The 18,988-nt window shown below is 74.1% G+C and carries 15 protein-coding genes; 6 read left to right on the plus strand and 9 right to left on the minus strand.

The window, feature by feature from the left end:
- Nucleotides 1-27 precede the first annotated feature (27 nt).
- Entirely contained in the window at nucleotides 28-1,377 is a 1,350-nt protein-coding gene (locus ACIP84_RS20010; protein WP_401799059.1) for an FHA domain-containing protein, read from the plus strand.
- Here ACIP84_RS20010 and ACIP84_RS20015 read toward each other — a convergent pair.
- Complete coding sequence (locus ACIP84_RS20015) at nucleotides 1,358-2,332, minus strand: methyltransferase domain-containing protein (protein WP_401799061.1); 975 nt, start codon at nucleotides 2,330-2,332, stop codon at nucleotides 1,358-1,360. The two genes, ACIP84_RS20010 and ACIP84_RS20015, sit on opposite strands and share 20 nt — an antisense overlap.
- A gap of 85 nt (nucleotides 2,333-2,417) precedes the next feature.
- Here ACIP84_RS20015 and ACIP84_RS20020 point away from each other — a divergent pair, with 85 nt between their 5' ends.
- The 5 genes from ACIP84_RS20020 (at nucleotide 2,418) to ACIP84_RS20040 (ending at nucleotide 11,050) form a co-directional block, all read left to right on the plus strand.
- The gene (locus ACIP84_RS20020; RefSeq protein WP_323185739.1) at nucleotides 2,418-2,822 is read left to right on the plus strand and encodes a globin; all 405 of its coding nucleotides are present in this window, start codon (nucleotides 2,418-2,420) and stop codon (nucleotides 2,820-2,822) included.
- 208 nt (nucleotides 2,823-3,030) lie between these two features.
- Complete coding sequence (locus ACIP84_RS20025) at nucleotides 3,031-6,387, plus strand: FtsX-like permease family protein (protein ID WP_401799063.1); 3,357 nt, start codon at nucleotides 3,031-3,033, stop codon at nucleotides 6,385-6,387.
- An 89-nt stretch (nucleotides 6,388-6,476) separates the two neighbouring features.
- The gene (locus tag ACIP84_RS20030; RefSeq protein ID WP_401799390.1) at nucleotides 6,477-9,299 is read left to right on the plus strand and encodes an FtsX-like permease family protein; all 2,823 of its coding nucleotides are present in this window, start codon (nucleotides 6,477-6,479) and stop codon (nucleotides 9,297-9,299) included.
- The gene (locus ACIP84_RS20035) at nucleotides 9,296-10,282 is read left to right on the plus strand and encodes an ABC transporter ATP-binding protein (RefSeq protein ID WP_355967125.1); all 987 of its coding nucleotides are present in this window, start codon (nucleotides 9,296-9,298) and stop codon (nucleotides 10,280-10,282) included. The genes ACIP84_RS20030 and ACIP84_RS20035 overlap by 4 nt, the downstream gene beginning before the upstream one ends.
- Nucleotides 10,283-10,483: 201 nt before the next feature.
- Nucleotides 10,484-11,050, plus strand: coding sequence for a hypothetical protein (locus ACIP84_RS20040; RefSeq protein WP_401799065.1), 567 nt, complete (start codon nucleotides 10,484-10,486; stop codon nucleotides 11,048-11,050).
- On the opposite strand, the gene ACIP84_RS20045 is transcribed toward ACIP84_RS20040, so the two are convergent.
- The 8 genes from ACIP84_RS20045 to ACIP84_RS20080 all read right to left on the minus strand — a co-directional run bounded on the left by ACIP84_RS20045 (nucleotide 11,013) and on the right by ACIP84_RS20080 (nucleotide 18,981).
- On the minus strand, nucleotides 11,013-11,270 hold the full coding sequence (locus tag ACIP84_RS20045) for a GNAT family N-acetyltransferase (protein WP_401799067.1): 258 nt from the start codon (nucleotides 11,268-11,270) through the stop codon (nucleotides 11,013-11,015). The genes ACIP84_RS20040 and ACIP84_RS20045 overlap by 38 nt on opposite strands.
- Nucleotides 11,267-11,434 carry a hypothetical protein gene (locus ACIP84_RS20050; RefSeq protein WP_401799068.1) on the minus strand — a complete coding sequence of 56 codons (168 nt, stop codon included), beginning with the start codon at nucleotides 11,432-11,434 and terminating at the stop codon, nucleotides 11,267-11,269. The genes ACIP84_RS20045 and ACIP84_RS20050 overlap by 4 nt, the downstream gene beginning before the upstream one ends.
- Nucleotides 11,431-12,105 (minus strand): hypothetical protein, encoded by a 675-nt coding sequence (locus ACIP84_RS20055; RefSeq protein ID WP_401799070.1) that lies wholly within the window; start codon nucleotides 12,103-12,105, stop codon nucleotides 11,431-11,433. Before ACIP84_RS20055 ends, ACIP84_RS20050 begins: the two co-directional genes overlap by 4 nt.
- A complete protein-coding gene (locus ACIP84_RS20060; protein WP_266965987.1) occupies nucleotides 12,102-12,524 on the minus strand; it encodes a thioesterase family protein in 423 nt (140 codons plus the stop codon). The genes ACIP84_RS20055 and ACIP84_RS20060 overlap by 4 nt, the downstream gene beginning before the upstream one ends.
- A 2-nt stretch (nucleotides 12,525-12,526) precedes the next feature.
- The gene (gene ettA / locus ACIP84_RS20065) at nucleotides 12,527-14,191 is read right to left on the minus strand and encodes an energy-dependent translational throttle protein EttA (protein ID WP_355967136.1); all 1,665 of its coding nucleotides are present in this window, start codon (nucleotides 14,189-14,191) and stop codon (nucleotides 12,527-12,529) included.
- 297 nt (nucleotides 14,192-14,488) lie between these two features.
- On the minus strand, nucleotides 14,489-15,943 hold the full coding sequence (locus ACIP84_RS20070; protein WP_401799072.1) for a Cys-Gln thioester bond-forming surface protein: 1,455 nt from the start codon (nucleotides 15,941-15,943) through the stop codon (nucleotides 14,489-14,491).
- Between the two features lie 227 nt (nucleotides 15,944-16,170).
- A complete protein-coding gene (locus ACIP84_RS20075) occupies nucleotides 16,171-16,731 on the minus strand; it encodes a single-stranded DNA-binding protein (protein ID WP_401799074.1) in 561 nt (186 codons plus the stop codon).
- Nucleotides 16,732-16,953: 222 nt separating this feature from the next.
- The gene (locus tag ACIP84_RS20080; protein ID WP_401799391.1) at nucleotides 16,954-18,981 is read right to left on the minus strand and encodes a GTPase; all 2,028 of its coding nucleotides are present in this window, start codon (nucleotides 18,979-18,981) and stop codon (nucleotides 16,954-16,956) included.
- Between the last annotated feature and the right edge of the window lie 7 nt (nucleotides 18,982-18,988).

An 18,988-nucleotide genomic window follows, 5' to 3' on the forward strand; every position in this document is an offset into this window, starting at 1 on the left:
CGGACGACGAGAGGGGGAAGCACCGACATGCCGACCTGCCCGAACGGACACCAGTCGGTCTCCGACGACTGGTGCGAGGTCTGCGGCCATCGCATGGCCGGGGCGGGTGCGCCGACGGGTGCCGTACCACCGCCTCCCCCGCCGCCGCCCCCCGCGTACGGATACCCCGGCCCCGGTGGCCCCGGCGGCTACGACGCACCCGGTGCTCCCGGTGGCTTCGGCCACGGTGGCGACCCGAACGCCACGGCCCAGGCCGAGCTCTGCCCGCAGTGCCGGACGCCGCGCGAGCACATGGCGCCGTTCTGCGAGGAGTGCCGCTGGAACTTCCTCACGAACACGGCGACCTCGTACACGCCGGTGGCCCCGCAGAACGCGCCGCCCGCGCAGCGCCCGGCGGGCCCGCCGCCCGGTCTGAACCTGCCGCCGGGCTTCCAGTCCACGCCGCCGCCCCCGCCGGGACCGCAGCAGGGCCACCCGGGCCAGCCCGGTCCGCAGGGTCCGCACGGGCAGCAGGGACCGCCGCCGGGGCAGGACCCGTTCGGCTACCAGGGCTCGCGGCCCTCGCAGGTGAACCGCCCCGCCGAGCCGCTGGGCGGCGACCCCACCCACCACCAGGCCCCGCCGCAGCGCCCGCCGGCGCAGCAGCCGCCCGGTCCGGCCGGTCAGGGCGACCCCTACGGTCGGCCCGGTCAGCAGCCGCCCGCGCCTCCGGCGTACCTCCAGGCCCCGTCCGCTCCGCAGGCCGCGCCCCCGGGCGCTCCGGCCCAGGCCCCGGCGCCGCCCGCGCCGCCGCAGCCGCGCGCGGACGACGACTGGGTGCTCTCGCCGCCGTCGCAGCACCAGGCACCGCCGCAGCCCCCGCAGCACCAGGCGCCCCCGCAGCACATGGCGCCCCCGCCGCCTCAGCAGCATCAGCAGCAGCAGCAGTTCCAGTCGCCCCCGCAGCAGCAGTTCCAGCCGCCGCGGCAGCCGCTGACCTGGACCGCGGTCATCGGTCCGGACCGCGAGTACTTCATGGCGATGATGCAGCGCAGCGGCCCGGAGGCCGGTGGGCTGAACCTGCCCGCGTACTCGCCGGACAAGCACCTGCCGCTCCAGGGCAACCAGATCTCCATCGGCCGTCGCCGCCACTCCACCGGCGAGTCCCCGGACATCGACCTGGCGGTGCCGCCGGAGGATCCGGGCGTCTCGCACCAGCACGCCGTGCTCGTGCAGCAGCCGGACGGCTCGTGGGCGGTGGTGGACCAGAACTCCACCAACGGCACCACGATCAACGGCGGCGAGGAGCCGATCCAGCCCTACGTCCCCGTCCAGCTCCAGGACGGCGACCGGGTGCACGTCGGCGCCTGGACGACGATCACGATCCGCGTGGGCTGAGTCCCTCGCCGAGCAGTGGCCAGGCGTACGGTCCTCCGGGCTCGTCGAGCCAGGCCCACTGCCGCTCGCCGCTGACCGTCACACCGAAGCGCTCCCGCTCCGGCCGCCCCTCGCGCAGCCAGAGCGAGAGCGCTTCGTTCCTGTCCAGGGCCTGGTCGACAAGACCCCAGAAGAAGCGGAAGCGCTCGTCCCCGGCCGGGCCGTGGCGCGGGACCCGTCCGGCGACGCCCCGCAGCGCCACGAAGTACGCCGAGGTCGCCAGGAACCGTCCCTCCGCGTGGGTGGCGTCGTGCACCCGCAGCAGCAGGAGCCCGGTGGAGAGCGGGGCGAGCACCAGGGCGCCGGGCCTGCACTGGGCGAGCCAGGGGTGGGGAACCGAGGGCATCGCGCAGGTCGCGACGATCCGGTCGAACGGGGCGCGCTCCGGGCAGCCGCGGGCTCCGTCGGAGGCGACCACGGCCGGCCGGTACCCGGCGGCGGCCAGATGGGTCCGGGCGGACTCGGCGATCTCCTCGTCCAGGTCGACGGTGGTGACGTGCTCCGCGCCGAGGCGGTGGCAGAGCAGGGCGGCGTGGTAGCCGGTCCCGGCGCCGATCTCCAGGACGTCGTTCCCCTCGCGGACGTCGAGGGCGTGCAGCATCAGGGCCATCAGGGAGGGCTGGCTGGCGGAGGAGACCAGCTCGCCGTCCCGTACCCGGGTGGCGAGCGCGGTGTCCGCGTAGGCCCCGCTCAGCCAGCGCTCCCGCCGCTCGGACTCGGGGTCACCGGACCAGAGCCGCTCGTAGCCGCCGGGGCCGGGGACGTAGTAGTAGGGCACGAAGAGGTGGCGCGGGACCTCGGCGAAGGCCCGCCGCCAGCGGGCGTCGGCCAGCGCGCCCTCGGTCTCGATCTCCCGCACGAGCGCCCGTCGCGCCCGCGCGCCGGCCTCGGCGAACTCGTCCCGCCGCTCACCCATGCCTCCACTGTCCCGCCGCCCCGGAGCCCCGGCGAGCGGTCCTGGGCCTCAAGTCCTAGGGCGGGCCATCTGAGACGATGGAACGGTGAACGAGATTCCCGGGGAAACAGTGCAGGAGCAGACCTTCTACGAGCAGGTCGGCGGCGAGGAGACCTTCCGCCGTCTGGTCCGCCGTTTCTACGAGGGTGTCGCGGGGGACCCGCTGCTCCGCCCGATGTACCCCGAGGAGGACCTGGGCCCGGCGGAGGAGCGTCTCGCGCTCTTCCTGATGCAGTACTGGGGCGGCCCCCGCACCTACAGCGATCACCGCGGCCACCCGCGCCTGCGCATGCGCCACGCTCCGTTCACCGTGGACCGGGCGGCCCACGACGCCTGGCTCCGTCATATGCGCGCGGCCCTGGACGACCTCGCCCTGGCCCCGGAGCACGAGGCCGAACTGTGGCGCTATCTGACGTACGCGGCGGCGTCGATGGTGAACACGGCCGGCTGACGCCCCCTCACCTCCCCCGCCACCGCCCCTCCCCACGGACGGACACATTCCGGAGTCGTAACCCCGAATAACGGTCACGATCGGATCAAGGTCGGCCCGCAAGCGGTTTCCAGCGGCACATGCACTCTGAAAGCATCCGAGAGAAGTTTCGGGAGCGTTCGGCACATGTTCGACGTGCGCACCGTGATCAGGGTGGCCAGGGGGATGGGTGACGGGGTTCGTATTTCTGCGCGTCAGGGCGCACCGGCTGCTGCTCTCCGCGGCACTGCTCGCCGTGCTCCTGACGACCTCCGTGCTCGCCACCCTCGCCTCGTTCTCCGGGGCGATCGGGGACGCCGCACTCCAGGCGGGGCTGCGGGGACGTTCCGCGGCCGCGGCCTCACTGCTCGTGAGCGGGCAGGTGTCCGCCGCCAAGCGGGCGGACGCCGAGGAGGCCGTCCAGAAGGGGATGCGGCAGACCTTCGACGGGCTGCCCGTGACCGTGCGGCGGCTCGAGCGCTCGGGGCCGTACGCGCTGCCCCGGAGTCTTCAGCCGCCCGCCGCCCGTAAGGGCGACCCTGACCTGACGCACTTCGCCGCACTCGACCGCTCGCGGCTCTCCCTCGTCAAGGGCGCCTGGCCCTCGGCCGCCCGCACCGCCGGGGTCGTCGAGACGGCGCTGCCCGAGGAGGCCGCGCGGCGGCTGAAGGTCGCTCCCGGGACGGTGCTCGACCTCACCGACCGGCTCGACGCCCGCAGGGTGAAGGCCCGGGTCACCGGCGTCTACCGGCCCGCCGACACCGGCGACCTGTACTGGCAGCTGGATCCGGCCGGGGGCCGCGGTGTGCGGACGGTCGCGTTCACGACGTACGGGCCGCTGCTCGTCGACCCGGCCGTGATGGCCTCCGGGGCGCTGACCGTCGGCGAGACGTCCTGGCTGGGCTCCGCCGACTTCACCGGCTTCACCACCGACCGCATCGACGCCCTGCGCGCCGCCGCGACCGAGGGCCCGAAGGCGCTGGCCGGTGCCACCGACCGGTTCGGTACGACGATCGCCGCGTCCACCGCGCTGCCGACCGTCCTGGAACAGACCCAGCGGTCCCTGCTCGTCTCCCGCTCCACCCTGCTGATCGTCGCCGTCCAGCTGGTCCTCCTCGCCGCGTACGCGCTGCTGCTCGTCGCCCGGCTGCTCAGCACCGAGCGGTCCGGAGAGACCGCGCTGCTGCGGGCCCGCGGTGGTTCGCGCCGCCGGATCGCCGGACTCGCCGCCACCGAGGCACTGCTGCTCGCCCTGCCCGCCGCGCTCGCCGCCCCGCTCCTTTCCGGACCGCTGACCAGGCTCTTCGCCGAGCGGTCCGCGCTCTCCTCCCTCGGCGTACGGCTCGACACGTCCCCGTCGCTCCAGGTGTGGCTGGTGGCCGCCGCCGTCGCCCTGTGCTGCGCCGCGGCCGTCGTCGCACCCGCCCTCGCCGCCGGGGACGGCTCCGTCGTCTCGCTGCGCAAGGCCCGCTCGGCCGCACTGCCCGGTCCCGTACGGGCCGGGGCTGACCTCGGTCTGCTCGCCATCGCCGCTGTCGCCTACTGGCAGTTGCAGCGGCCCGCCGCCTCGGGCGGCACCCTCGGCACCGACGGGGACGGCGGCGGCTCCATCGACCCGGTGCTCGTCGCCGCGCCCGCCCTCGCCCTGCTCGCCGGCACCGTCCTGACGCTGCGTCTGCTGCCCCCCGCCGCCAAGCTGGCCGAGCGGCGCGCGGCGGGGGGGCGCGGTCTCTCCGCCGCCCTCGCCGGCTGGCAGTTCAGCCGCCGGCCGCTGCGCGGTGCGGGACCGGTCCTGCTGCTCGTCCTCGCCGTCGCGATGGGCATGCTGGCCATCGGGCAGAGCGGCTCCTGGGAGCGCTCGCAGCGCGACCAGGCCGACTTCCGCGTCGGCGCGGCCGTCCGCGTCCTCAGCGCGGGCCCCGGCGAGCCCACCGAGACCGAACAGCTGGGCAAGGTACCCGGCGTCCGCGCCGTGGCCCCGGTGCACCGCACCACGATGGACCTGACCGGCAAGAACGCGACCATCCTGGCCGTGGACACCCGTCACGCCGCCGACGGCATGCTGCTCCGCCCCGACCTCGCCGACGTCCCCGTCCGCTCTCTGCTGTCCCCGCTGGCCCCCAGGGCCACCACCCGCCCCGGCCTCCCGCTGCCCGCCGGCACCCGGTCGCTCACCGCCGACCTGCGGCTCGGCGCGCCGAAGGGCGACGCCCGGGTCACGGCGGTCCTGGAGGACCCGACCGGCGTCCCGTACCGAAGGGCCCTGGGGACGCTGACCGACGACGGCCGGACGCACCGGCTGACCCTCGACGTCGGCGCCATGACCGCGGGCCCCGGCAGCACCGGGGGCGACCGGGGCTCCGCCGGGCTGCTCACCCTCACCGGTCTGGAGTTCGACGGAGAGATCACCTCCGACGCGAAGGGCACCCAGACCCTCCACGTGGAGCGGTTCGGTGTCGTCGGCGCGGACGGCGGCGAGAAGGTCCACGCCCCCGGGACGGTCCTCGGCTCCTGGACGCACTCCTTCGAGCAGACCAAGCAGGGCGACCCCCAGAACCCCGTCCCCACCTCCGGCGTGCCCGGCGCCGCCGGCCAGGACGGCCGGCCCGCCCCGTACGTCCTCACCTTCGCCGTCTCCGGTACGCCCCTGAGCGAGATGTTCTGGTCGGCGGAGGAGTTCGTCGTCCGCATGAAGGCCCCCGGGCCCAAGGCGCCCGGCCGCCTCTCGGCCGTGGCCACCGGAACCTTCATGACAGCGGCCGGCGCCGAGCCCGGCGACAGGATCGAGATCGCCCTCGGCGGCCGCCGGATCAACGTCACCGTCTCCCGCGTCGTCGAGGAACTCCCCACCACCGGCCCCGGCGCCCAGGCCGCGTCCGCGAGCAGCCCGGTCGCCACCCCCGAGGACGGCGGCACGATCCTCCTCGACCTGGCCTCCGTCAACCAGTACCTGTCCACCGGTGAGGCCTCGACCGTGGCGGCGACCGAGTGGTGGCTGACCGTCGAACCCGGCCGGGCCGACGACGTCGCCGCCGCCCTGCGCGCCCGCCCCAACGCCGACCCCTCCCAGGTCCTCGTACGCGACGAGGCCGCCGCCGAACTGCTCGGCGACCCGCTCGGCGCCGGCCCCAACGCCGCGCTCATGGCGGTCGCCGCCGCTGCCGCCGCGCTCGCCGCCGTCGGCTTCGCGGTCGGCTCGGCCGGCGCCATGCGGGAACGATCCGCCGAGTTCGGGGTCCTGCGGGCGCTCGGCGCACCACGCCGCCGCCTCGCCCGGCTGATTGCCGCCGAACAGGGCCTCCTCATCGGCATCGGGCTGCTCATCGGCATCGGACTCGGCACCGTCCTGGCCCGGGCCGTCGTCCCGCTCGTCGTCCTGACCGGCCAGGCCGCCCGGCCCGTACCCCCGGTCCTGGTCGAACTGCCCCTCGGCCAGGTGGCCCTGCTGCTCGCCGGCGTCGCCGCGCTGCCGCTCGCCATGGTCGCCGCGATCGCCCTGCGGCGCACCGACCCGGCCGTGACGCTGCGCCACCAGGGGGAGAACTGATGCCCGGCACGGCCGGGGAGCACCCGGACGAGGGCCCGCGCCGGAAGAAGACCCCCGACACACCCGCCGTACGCAGGAAGGCACCCGACATGTCCCGGTCCCGGTCGCCCCGGTCCGAGAAGCCCGCCCGGGCCATGGCGCCCTGGGTGCGGACCCGGCTGCGGACCGCGCCCTGGGCCGCCGCCTCCCTCGCCGCCCTCGTCCTCGTCACCGCCTACCTCGCGGCGGCCCTGCCGCGCGCCGTGGACGCGTACGAGACCGAGGGGCTACGGCACGACATCCGGACCGCCGCACCACGCAACAGCGTCCTCGAACTGACCGCCGAGCCGCCGGGCCTCGAACTCGACCTGCCCGTACGCGAGGCGGGCCTGGCCCCCGCCGTGCTCCGGAAGCAGCGCGACGAGGCGCGCGCCCTGCTGCCCGAGCCGCTGCGCACCGACCCGGAGCAGACCGTCCACGGCCTGCGCACGGTGAAGCGGGTCGAGGGGCTCGACCCGTGGCTGCCCCGGCCTGACGGCATCTCCCCCGAGTTCGTGCTCTCCTCCCCGTCGGACCTGACGGAACACACGACGCTGCGCGCGGGCCGGCTCCCCGCGGGCACGGCCCGTGCGCCGGAAGCGGCGGTGACCGTGAAGACCGCCGAGGCGCTGCGCCTGAAGCCCGGCTCCGTCGTGCACGTACCGGGCCGGGTCAGCGCGGCACCGATCGCCGTGACGGTCACCGGGATCGTGGAGCCGCGCCGCCCCGAGGGCCCGTACTGGGCGGTGGAGCCGCTGCTCCGGACCCCGGCGCTCGCCCCCCTCGTCGGCGACGAGGTCAAGTACTACTGGCAGGGAGCACTGCTGCTCTCCCCCACTTCGGCGCCCGCGATGCTCTCCACCACCGGTGAGCCGGAGGTCTTCTTCCGGTACATGCCCACCACCGACCATCTCACCGGGCGGGACACCGACCGTCTCGGCGCGGCGCTCGACTCGGCGGCCGGCGGCCCCGATCTGGTCAGGATGCGCGAGGTCGTGGGGCCCACCGGTGCGCTGATCACCGAACTCGACTCGATCGTCGACGCGTACGGTTCGATGCGCGAGGCGATCCGTCCGGTCGTGGCCGTCGCCGTCTTCGGCATCGGCGCGGTCGCGGCCGTCGTCCTCGCCATGACCGGCGGGCTGTTCGTCGCCCGCCGGGACAGCGAACTGGCCCTGATCCGCTCCCGAGGCGCCTCGCTCACCGGAATCGGGCTGCGCCTGCTCGGCGAGACCTCGGCCGTCACCGTACCGGCCGCGGCGCTCGCCCTGGCACTCGCGGTGGTGACGGTACGGGGGTCCGACGGCGGGTCCGACGGCGCGTTCGGCGGAATCCCGCTGCTGCCCTCGGTCCTCGCGGCCTCCGCCGTCGCCCTCGTCGCGATGCTGGTCCTGCCGCTGCGGGCCGTCGTCGTGCACCGGCGCCCGCGGCTGCACGGCGGTCGCGACGACCTCCTCACCGCCCGCCCCTCCCGGCGCCGTACGGTCCTCGAACTCACCCTGCTCGTCCTGGCCGTGGGCGCGGTCGCCTCGCTGAGGCTCCGTGGCACCGCGGACTCCGGGGACCATCTGGTGAGCGCCGCCCCGGTGCTCGTCGGCCTGATCGCCGCCATGGTGCTCGTACGGATCTATCCGCTGCCCCTGCGGTGGGCGGCCCGCCCGGCCCGCCGGCTGCGCGGGGCCGTCGGCCCGCTGGCCCTGGCCCGTGCCGGACGCACGTCCTCAGCGGGCACCCTGCCCCTGCTCGCGCTCGTCCTCGCCCTGACCACGGCGGCCTTCGGCGGCTCCGTCCTGGCCGGCGTCGCCCACGCCCGCGACCGGGCGGCGCTCCTGGCGACCGGAGCGGACGCCCGGATCGACGGCTCGGTCGAGTGGACCCCGGTGCCGGCCGACCTCATCGAGGCGGTGCGCGGGACGGCGGGCGTACGGGACGTGGCGCCGCTGCAGATCGAGTACGGGGTGTCGCTGCCGTCCCCCGGGAGCACCACCGCCCAGCCGATGAGCTCGGCGCTCGTGGGCGTCGAGCCCGGCTCGTACACCCGGCTCGCGCAGCGGACCGGCTTCGGCGCCTTCCCGGCGGCGCTGCTCGCGTCGACGGGCAAGGGCGGCAAGGAGGCCGCGGCGGACACCGAGCGGGTGCTGCCCGCGATCGCCTCGCCGTCGGTCGCCCAGCGGCTCGGCGGCACGCCGCAGGAGATCGTGTCGGCGGCCGGGGTGTTCCGGGTGAAGGTCGTCGCGGTCCGGCCGAACACCCCGGCCCTGCAGGGCGCCGACTTCCTCGTGGTCAACGCCGCCGACCTCACCCACCGGTCGAACACGGCCCTGCTCGTCACGGGCCCGGACGACGGGGCCGCGCTGCGGGACGTGGTGAAGGCGACGTCCGACGCGCTCCTGGTGTCGATGCGGACCGAGGAGCGGGCCGGCTATGTGGACTCGCCGCTCCAGTCGGGCGCCGAGCGGATGTACCTGGGCGCGATCGGCGCGGGCGCCGGGTTCGCCGTGGTGGCCGTGCTGCTCTCGCTGATGCAGAGCGCGCCGGAGCGGACCACGCTCCTCGCCCGGCTGCGGACGATGGGCCTGACCCGCAGGCAGGGACGGCGGCTGCTCGGTCTCGAGGCACTGCCGCAGGCGGTCCTCGCGGCGGTCGGCGGCACGCTGGTCGGCTGGGCGACGGTGCCGCTGCTCGCGCCCGGCATCGACCTGTTCCGGCTCGCGCTCGCGACGACACCGGGATTCGCCCCGCTGGACAGCGCGCCGCTGCGGGCGGACCCGTGGTCGCTGGTGGTGCCGGCGGTCGCGGTCGTCCTGATCACGGCGGTGGCGGCGGCCGGACAGGCCTGGTGGGCGGGACGCAAGGGCTCGATCAAGGAACTCAGGGCAGGAGACGCACGATGACGAAGACCGACACGTCGATCCGGGCCGGTGCGGCCGGGTCCGCCTCCGACCCCACCACCCTGGAGGAGCTGGAGCGGAAGGCGACCGCCCGGCGCGACCGGCCCTCGTACGGCCATGACGCGCTCATCGCCTGCGACCGTCTCGTCCGGATCTTCACCACGGACGGGGTGGAGGTGCAGGCCCTCCAGGGGCTCGACCTCCTCGTGAAGGAGGGCGAGTTGATGGCTCTGGTCGGCGCCTCGGGCTCCGGCAAGTCGACGCTCATGAACATCCTCGCCGGCCTGGACGTGCCGACCGCGGGCGCGGCCCGGGTCGCCGGGGCCGACCTCCTCTCGATGGACGGCAAGGCGCGGCTGCGCTACCGCCGCGAGGTCGTCGGCTTCGTCTGGCAGCAGACCGCCCGCAACCTGCTGCCTTATCTGACGGCAGCTCAGAACGTGGCGCTGCCGATGCAGTTGAAGGGCCGGTCGAAGCAGAAGGCGGAGCGTGCCGAGGAGCTCCTCGCCCTGCTGGGCATCGCGGACGCCCGCGACCGGCGGCCGCACCAGCTCTCCGGCGGCCAGCAGCAGCGGGTGGCGATCGCGGTCGCGCTGGCCAACAACCCGGCCGTGCTCCTCGCCGACGAGCCGACGGGTGAGCTGGACTCGGCCACCGGCGAGCAGGTCTTCGCGGCCTTCCGCCGCGCCAACGAGGAACTGGGCACGACGATCGTGATCGTCACCCACGACCAGGCGGTCGCCTCCGAGGTCCGCCGCACGGTCGCCATCCGCGACGGCCGCACCTCCTCGGAGGTCCTGCGCCGCACCGAGGTCGACGAGCAGGGCAAGGAGTCCCTGGTGGCGCGGGAGTACGCGATGCTCGACCGCGCAGGCCGGCTCCAGCTCCCGGCGGACTACACGCAGGCGCTCGGGATGGAGCACCGGGTGGCCCTGGAGCTCGAACAGGACCACATCGGGGTGTGGCCGGACGACGCGGAGGGCTGAGCAACCGGAAGGCGCCACCGGACGTCCCACCCTGCGGGGGTGATGTCCATGTCATCAACGGGTACGGGCGGTCCGTCGGGCGCTGAGAGCCCGGCAGGGGCGGGGAGCGCGGCAGGGCCGGGGAGCCCCGCAGGGCCGGGGAGCCCCGCAGGGCCGGGGAACCCCGCAGGGGCACAGAGTCCGGCCGGCGCGGGAACCTGGGTGGCCACGCTCCTGCCCGCGTTCTCCGCGGTGGCCGTCCACGCCTGGGCGGCCTGGTCCTTCGGAAGCGCGTCGGCGCCGTCCACCACGGTCGCCGTGTCGGTCGGCGGGGCGGCGGTCCTCGCCGCGGCCGTGGCCTACTCCCTGCTCGTCGACGGGGTGGCGGGCATCTGGGGCGCGCTGGCCCTGGTCGCCGCACTGCTGCTCACGGTGGCCACCGCCGACCAGTGGGCCTCGCGCGGGGCGGTCGCGGACTGTGTCGTGGTGAAGGTCCACGAGGAGAAGCACGTGTCGGTCGGCGAGGGCGGCGGCGAGCGGACCGCGTACCGCCACACCCTGCGCTGCCCCGGCGGCTACCCGTCGGCCCTGGCGGAGAACCACCGGATCGCCCCGGACGGCGGGGAGGTACGGATCGCCTACGATCCGCGCCGGCGGGTGGCACCGGCGGTGGAGGGCTCGTCCCCGCCCTGGGGCCAGGCGGTCTTCGCCGTCCTGCTGCTCGCGGCCGCGACGGCGGCGGCGCGGAAGTTCAGCCGCGCGGGCCGACGGGAGCGGGAGGCCCGCTGAGGTCCATCAGGCCGGCCGCCGTCGGCCGGAAGCCGCAGCGCTCGTGGAAGGCGGTGAGGTGCGGCTCGAAGTCCACGTGCAGCCAGTGCGCGCCGTGCTGCCGGGCGGCCTCGGCGGCAGTCCGGACGAGGGTGGCGCCGAGCCCCCGCCGGCGCTCGTCGGGGTGGACGGTGGTGTCGAGGAGGAAGGCGTGCACGCCGCCGTCGCCGACGGCGTTCACGTACCCGACGAGCCTCCCGGCGCGGCGGGCGTGACCCGGAGGAGGCTGCGGGACAGGACGGGACCGAAGTCGGTGTCCCGGTGCCCGGGCCAGGCGGCGCGGAAGAGGACGTTGAGCTCGTCGCTTGTGACCTCCGCGCCGACCTCGACGACGAGGTCCGTCACGCGGGGCCGCCCGGGGTGACGGTCAGCGACATGGACACCGTACGGACGGCGATCGAGCCGTACGGGGTGCGGAGCCGCAGCCAGGGACCGGAGGCGAAGAGCGCGACCGGGGCCTCGGTGTCCGCGGGCGGCAGGAAGCCCAGCGACTGCGCGGCGTGCACGGCCCGCAGCGGGAGTCCGGTGGGCCCGAGGGTCCGCGACCAGATCTCCCGGCCGATCCGGTCGCGCTCGGCCGTGGTGCGCCGCTCCTCGGGCAACTCCTCGTCCCGCGACCGGAATTCGGCGACGGCCGCGGCGACCGCGCCGCGCATCTCGGCGGCGTCGGGCAGCCCGGCGACCGGCCGCCAGCCGGCCCGGGGCGGGAGGACACCGGTCCACGGGGGCCCGGTGACGGAGTCCGGCACGACCGCCTTGCCCGCCGACTCCTCGATGCCTTCGAGGAGTTCACCGGCGGAGACGGTGACGTCGAGGTCGACGGCGTCGACCAGCCGGGCCGTACGGATCGCGAGCACCTCGAAGGACGCCGGACGGCCGAAGACGGCCAGCGCCCCGCCGCCGGCCTGGAGGCGGACGGCGGCGGCCCGGTCGTAGTGGACGAGCCGGGTCAGGAAGGCGGCGAGTGCCGCCGCCTCCCTGGCGTCGGCGAAGTGCAGCGGCGCGAGCACGGTCATGCTGCGGACGTCATCCCGTCGTCGACGTACTCCTGGAGGAACGCGCGCTCCTCCGCGGAGATCCTGCGCGGCCGCTGCGCCTCCAGGTCGAAGGGCACGACGACCGTGGACGCCCGTACGTAGGTGACCTCGGGGTCCTTGATCTCGTACGCGATCGTCAGCGACGCCGCGCCTATCTTCGTCACCCAGGACTCGATGGTCACCGGCTGGTGCCGGTGGACCAGCGGTCGCACGTAGTCGATCTCGTGCCGGGCCACGACGGACCCGCCGGAGAACGAGGGGGAGCCGTCCCCCGGCGCCAGCCGGAACATGAAGTCGATCCGCGCCTCTTCCAGGTACCGCAGGAAGACGACGTTGTTGACGTGCCCGAAGGCGTCCATGTCCGACCAGCGCAGGGGACAGCTGTAGATGTGGCGCACGCTCAGCCTCGGGTCAGCTTCTTGTACGTGGCACGGTGCGGGCGGGCCGCGTCCGGGCCGAGACGCTCGACCTTGTTCTTCTCGTACGACTCGAAGTTGCCCTCGAACCAGTACCACTTCGAATCGCCCTCGTACGCGAGGATGTGCGTGGCCACCCGGTCCAGGAACCAGCGGTCGTGGGAGATGACCACGGCCGCACCCGGGAACTCGAGGAGGGCGTTCTCCAGGGAGCCCAGGGTCTCGACGTCGAGGTCGTTGGTCGGCTCGTCGAGGAGCAGCAGGTTGCCGCCCTGCTTGAGGGTCAGCGCGAGGTTCAGGCGGTTGCGCTCACCACCGGAGAGCACGCCGGCCGGCTTCTGCTGGTCCGGCCCCTTGAAGCCGAACGCGGAGACGTAGGCGCGGGAGGGCATCTCGACGTGGCCGACGTTGATGTAGTCGAGCTCGTCGGAGACGACGGCCCACAGCGTCTTCTTGGGGTCGATGTTGGCGCGGCTCTGGTCGACGTACGAGATCTTGACGGTCTCGCCGACCTTGACGGTGCCGGAGTCCGGGGTCTCCAGACCCTGGAGCATCTTGAAGAGCGTGGTCTTGCCGGCGCCGTTCGGGCCGATGACACCGACGATGCCGTTACGCGGCAGGGTGAAGCTCAGGTCGTCGATGAGGACCTTGTCGCCGAAGGCCTTCGAGAGGTTCTCGACCTCGACGACGATGGAGCCCAGACGCGGGCCCGGCGGGATCTGGATCTCCTCGAAGTCCAGCTTCCGCATCTTGTCGGCCTCGGCCGCCATCTCCTCGTAGCGCGCGAGACGGGCCTTGGACTTGGCCTGACGCCCCTTGGCGTTCGACCGCACCCACTCGAGCTCCTCCTTCAGACGCTTCGCACGCTTGGCGTCCTTCTGGCCCTCGACCTTCAGGCGGGTCGCCTTGTTCTCGAGGTAGGTGGAGTAGTTGCCCTCGTACGGGTGGGCGCGACCGCGGTCGAGCTCGAGGATCCACTCGGCCACGTTGTCGAGGAAGTACCGGTCGTGGGTGACGGCGACGACGGTGCCGGGGTACTTGGCGAGGTGCTGCTCCAGCCAGTTCACCGACTCGGCGTCGAGGTGGTTGGTGGGCTCGTCGAGGAGGAGCAGGTCGGGCGCCTCGATGAGGAGCTTGCAGAGCGCGACGCGGCGCTTCTCGCCACCGGAGAGGTTGGTGACCGGCCAGTCGCTGGGCGGGCAGCCGAGGGCGTCCATGGCCTGCTCGAGCTGCGCGTCGAGGTCCCAGGCGTTGGCGTGGTCCAGGTCCTCCTGGAGCTTGCCCATCTCGTCCATCAGCGCGTCCGAGTAGTCGGTCGCCATGAGCTCCGCGACCTCGTTGAAGCGCTTGAGCTTCCCCATGATCTCGGCGGCGCCGTCCTGCACGTTCTCCAGGACGGTCTTCGACTCGTCGAGCGGCGGCTCCTGGAGGAGCATGCCGACGGTGAAGCCGGGCGACAGGAACGCGTCACCGTTGGACGGCTGCTCGAGGCCCGCCATGATCTTCAGAACGGTGGACTTACCGGCACCGTTCGGGCCGACCACACCGATCTTCGCGCCCGGCAGGAAGCTCAGCGTCACGTCATCGAGGATGACCTTGTCGCCGTGCGCCTTGCGCGCCTTGCGCATCGTGTAGATGTACTCAGCCAAGAGAAACCGTCCGGCAAAGAGTGAGTGGGCAGATACACCCATCTTGCCTGACCGGAACCCCCGGGCGGAAACCGGTAAGGCGGGAGCGGGGCCCGGCGGAGGGGCTCCGCGGCGCCGCGGCGGAGCCGTACCGGGCGGTAGCGGGCGGAAACGGAGCCCGGACGTGCGACGACCCCGGACGCTGACGCGTTCCGGGGTCGTGCGGTGATCACGGGGCGATCATGATGTGACGCAGATCACTCCACGGGACCGGGCGGCTTCCCGGTGCCGACGGGGCCGGCACCCGGGGGCCTGGGATCAGGCGCCGGCGGTCTTCTTCTTGCGGAGGAAGAACACCGCGCCGCCGCCGATCACGACGAGCGCGGCGGCGATGCCGGCGATCATCGGGGTGGCGTTGGAGCTGCCGGTCTCGGCGAGGTCGCCGCCACCGGTCGTGGTGGAGCCGGTGGTGCCGGTGGTGCCGCCCGTGGTGTCACCGGTCGTGGGAGCGGTGGTCGACGGGGAGGGCTCGGTCGGCGGCTCGGTCGAGGGCTCCGTGGTGGGGGTCTCGGACGGCTTCGGGCCGGGGGTGGCCGTCTTGCAGTCCAGGACGCCCTCGAAGGTCTCCTCGAAGCCGTTCGGGCCGGTGATGGTGAACTTGTAGGCCTCGTCCTCGGCGAGCGGGACCGGGATGGTCTTCGTCTCACCGGCGGCGACGGTGTACGAGGTGCCCTTCAGGTCGAAGGTCCAGGGCTCGTCACCCTCGTTGGACGCGATGACCTCGAGGCCGCCCTTGGCGCAGTCCTTGGCGACCGTGACGGCCGGGACGGCACCCTTCTTCGCCCACGTGGCCGAGGCCTGGGCGGTGACGGTCGACTCGCTGGAGCCGGCCAGGATCAGGGTCTGGGACGGGCCGTCGATGGAGACGAACGCGCGGCCCAGGGAGACCTTGGTGGAGGCCTCGGCAGTCAGACCGGCGGTGCCGTCGGCGGTGCCGGCGGGAACGTCGAAGAAGACCTGGTCGCCGTTCTTGGCGTCGGTGACGGGCTTGCCGTCCTTGTCCACGATCTTGACGCCGTCCGGGGTGCCCGGGGCGGTCGCCAGCTTGGCGATCTGGGCGTTGGTGGAGACGGTGATCGGGCCGAGCCGGTCACCGGCCTTGCCCGCGACCGAGGACGGGGAGAGCGAGAGGGAGGCCTTCGGCTCCTCGAGCTTGACCGCGTCCTTCAGGAGCTGGTCGGTGAGCTTCCGGGCGTCGGGGCTCTTCGGCGTCGCCGTCACGTCGTCGGACAGGGTCCAGATGGCGGCCTGGGTGGCCGCGGCGGCCTCGTCCTTGGACAGGTCGACGTCGAGCTTCTTGCCGAGTTCCTCGGCGGAGAGCTTCGGGTAGCCGTTCTCGAGGATCCAGAGGATCTTTCCGGCGTTGTCGTTGTTGTGCAGGGAGGACTCGTCCCAGCCGACTTCCTTGTAGTCGAAGTCGTGCTTGGCCGGCGTCCGGAGGTCGATGCAGTAGGTCTGGAGAGTTCCCCCGCCCTCGACCTGCATCTTGAAGAGGCCGCCCTGGACGGCCCACTTCTCGCCGTTCTTCTCGGCGATCTCGACGGCGTCCCGGTCGGTCATCCCGCCGAGCTTCGCCGTCACGCCTCCGGTGCCCGGGGCACCGTCCTCGGCCAGCGCCGGACCGGCGGTCGCTATCGCACCGGCCATGACGAGGCCGGAGACGAGGGCGGCGGCAGCGAGGCGAGCAGCGCCTCGGCCACGTACTGAATACATTGCTTTCCCCTCCGGGCGAGTCGCTCCACGAACCATGGACTGGTTTCGCGTGGGGGGAGCGCACGCCAGCAGATCACAGACCCGATGGGCTCACGTGCCACATGAGTACCCGGGAATCCTAGGGATGCGGAACCCCTCGGTGCCCGGCCATACGGTCAGATAACCATTCCGAATCGGAATCGTTATCACGCAGGGCGAGTTGGTCGACAAATCGCCACAACACAAGGTCAGGGAACGGTCACCAACCGCGTCGCCGACTCCCCCGCGGCCTCCTCCGCCGCCACCGCCCACGGGTCCCGGTCCGGCGCCGGACCGAGAACCGGAGCCCTCTCCACCGCCCCCACCTGCGGTTCCGTCCGCGGCCCGCCCCCGGGCTCGACGCCTGGCCCTGCCCCTGGCCAAACCCCCGGCTCCGCCTCGGTCCTGAGCGGCCGTGCCACCCGCCGGAAAGCCGCCGTCCCCCGGCTCAGATCGTGCCCCACGGCCAGCGCCGCCACGTCCACGAAGGTCTTGCGCTGCCCGTCCCGCTCGTCCTCACGCACCCTCAGCCTGCCGTGCACCACGAGCGGTTCCCCGACGGACACCGAGGCCGCCAGATTGGCCCCGAGGGAGCGCCATGCGGACACCGTGTAGAAGCTGGTGGGCCCGTCGGACCAGAGCCCCTTCTCGCGGTCCCAGCGGCGTGCCGTCACCGCGAAGCGGAACCTGGCGACCCCACCCGTCGCCGTGTCCCGGTACTCCACCGCCGTCGCCACGTTGCCGACGAGCGTCACGGTCGTGTCGTTCATGGTCCGTTCCCCCACCCTGCGTTCACGCTGCTGTCTCTTCACCGGTCGGACACCATCGTGAGGCCGCGGAGAAGATGCCGCCGGGGGCTGTGGACAGGGGCGGGAATGTGGACAACTTCCCCACCTGTAAGGGTGTATCGGAAAGGCCGCAGAGGGAGGCCGCAGAGGGAGAGGGAGGCTCCGGAAGAGGGCGCCGGGCAGCCCTCCCCCCCTCGTACGCCGCTACCTCCCCCGTACCCCCGTCCGGGTCGCGCCCAGCCGCCCCGTACCGCCGCGGATTCCGCCGACGATCCGTGCCGACGGACGCGTGCCCACCACCGTCGCGTACTGCTCGCGCACCTCGCGGTAGCGCATCAGCTCCGCCGCGACCGGATCGAGCACCCGGGCCCGGCCGCAGGCCGCCGCCGCCTCGCGCAGGCGGCGTTCGGCCTCCTGCCCGTACCGTCGCGCGGGGCCCTTGACGGCTCCCTCGCAGGCCCATTCGACCAGCGGTCCGCCGATGATGCCGCCGAGCATGACGAGGACCGGCGGGAGCAGACCCGGCTCGACGACGCCGATGATCTGCCCCACCAGCCACAGCGCGCCGAAGATCTGCAGGAGCGTCATCACGGCCTGGGCGAGGACGGCCGCGGGCCACCAGGCGGGCCGGGGCGGCCGGGCCGCCGCGTCGCCGATGGTGACCGTGAGCTCGTCCAGTGCCTCGGGCAGCCCTTCCGCCCCGCGCGCCGCCGCCTCGCGCACGGCCTGCGCCCAGGGGGTCGGGAGGCCGCGGGAGGCCTCGTCGGCGACGACCCGTACCGCCTGCTCCACGCGTTGGCGGGCCGTCAGTTCGTCCTCGACCGGGGTGGCGAGGTGCGGGTCGGTGGAGCCGTGCTCGCGAATCCGCTCGTACCAGCGGTAGAGGCGCAGCCAAGGGGTGCCGCAGGCGCGGATGGCGCCGCGGCGCCAGACCCGTTCGGCGGCCTCGCCGGCGGCGTGGGCGCCGACGGCGGCGGCGAGCCGGTCGTTGAAGGCCTCGCGGGCGCGCTCGTCGAGCCCCGACCGGCCCTCGCCGAGGTAGGCGGGCCGCAGCCGGGCCGCGGCGGCGTCGACATCGGCGGCGAGCCGGCGCTCGGGGGCGGTGCGTTCCTGGACGAATCCGGCCACCATGTCACGCAGTTCGGGTACGCCCTCGCCGGTCAGGGCGGAGACGGCGAGGACGGTGGCGCCGGGTTCGCCGTGCTCGCCGAGTGCGACGCCGTCCTCGTCGAGGAGGCGGCGCAGGTCGTCGAGGACCAGGTCGGCGGCCTCCGTACCGAGCCGGTCGATCTGGTTGAGGACGACGAAGGTGACCTCGGCATGCCCGGCGAGCGGCCGGAGGTAGCGCTCGTGGAGGGCGGCGTCGGCGTACTTCTCGGGGTCGACGACCCAGATGACGGCGTCGACGAGACCGAGGACCCGGTCGACCTGGTCGCGGTGGGCGGTGACCGCCGAGTCGTGGTCGGGGAGGTCGATGAGGACGAGCCCCTGGAGCCCGGTGTCGACGGCGCCGCCCGCGAGCGGCCGGCGGCGCAGCCGGCTGGGGACGGCGAGCCGGTCGAGCAGCCCGGCGGCGCCCTCGGACCACGAGAGCGCGATGGGCGCGGAGGTGGTGGGGCGGCGGAGTCCGGTCTCGGACACGGGGACGCCGGCGAGGGCGTTGAAGAGCGTGGACTTGCCGCTGCCGGTGGCGCCGGCGATCGCGATCACGGTGTGCCGGGAGGAGAGCCGCTGCCGTGCTGCCGCCTCGTCGAGCACCCGCCCGGCCTCGGCGAGGGCCTCGCTCTCGACCCGGGTGCGGGAGAGCCCGACGAGTTCGTGGAGCGCGTCGAGGCGGGCTCGGAGGGGCCCGCCGTAACTCCCGCCGAGGGGCGGCAGGGTGTCGGGCTCCTGGGTGTCGTCCGCGCCGGGAGGCACGTCGGCGACGGCGGCACTCCGCTCGGCGGCGCGCCGCGCGATCAGCCCGTCGTCCCAGCGACCGGGCTGCTCGCGGTCGCGGTCGCGGTCACGGTCGCGGTCGCGGTCGCGGTCACGGTCGCGGTCACGGTCGCGGTCGCGGTCGCGGTCGCGGGGACTGTCGCCGCGGCCGCCCCCAGTAGAGGCACCGACCCGGTCTCCGGCCCGGTCACCATCCCGGCCACCGGCCCGGTCACCGGCCCGATCGCCCCCGCCGCTCCCTCCCCCGTCGGCACGGGCTCCGCCGCGGCCGCGCGATGCGTCGTCGTCCACCACATCACTC

It is taken from the genome of Streptomyces sp. NPDC088707, assembly GCF_044752725.1.
In the GTDB taxonomy this organism is placed as follows: Bacteria; Actinomycetota; Actinomycetes; order Streptomycetales; family Streptomycetaceae; genus Streptomyces.

Bases quoted from the DNA above. Each gene is read 5' to 3' on its own strand.
- ACIP84_RS20015 (WP_401799061.1), bottom strand. From the start codon at position 2,332: ATGGGTGAGCGGCGGGACGAGTTCGCCGAGGCCGGCGCGCGGGCGCGA.
- ACIP84_RS20070 (WP_401799072.1), bottom strand. From the start codon at position 15,943: ATGTATTCAGTACGTGGCCGAGGCGCTGCTCGCCTCGCTGCCGCCGCC.
- ACIP84_RS20075 (WP_401799074.1), bottom strand. From the start codon at position 16,731: ATGAACGACACGACCGTGACGCTCGTCGGCAACGTGGCGACGGCGGTG.
- ACIP84_RS20030 (WP_401799390.1), top strand. From the start codon at position 6,477: ATGTCCCGGTCCCGGTCGCCCCGGTCCGAGAAGCCCGCCCGGGCCATG.
- ACIP84_RS20010 (WP_401799059.1), top strand. From the start codon at position 28: ATGCCGACCTGCCCGAACGGACACCAGTCGGTCTCCGACGACTGGTGC.
- ACIP84_RS20035 (WP_355967125.1), top strand. From the start codon at position 9,296: ATGACGAAGACCGACACGTCGATCCGGGCCGGTGCGGCCGGGTCCGCC.
- ACIP84_RS20055 (WP_401799070.1), bottom strand. From the start codon at position 12,105: ATGACCGTGCTCGCGCCGCTGCACTTCGCCGACGCCAGGGAGGCGGCG.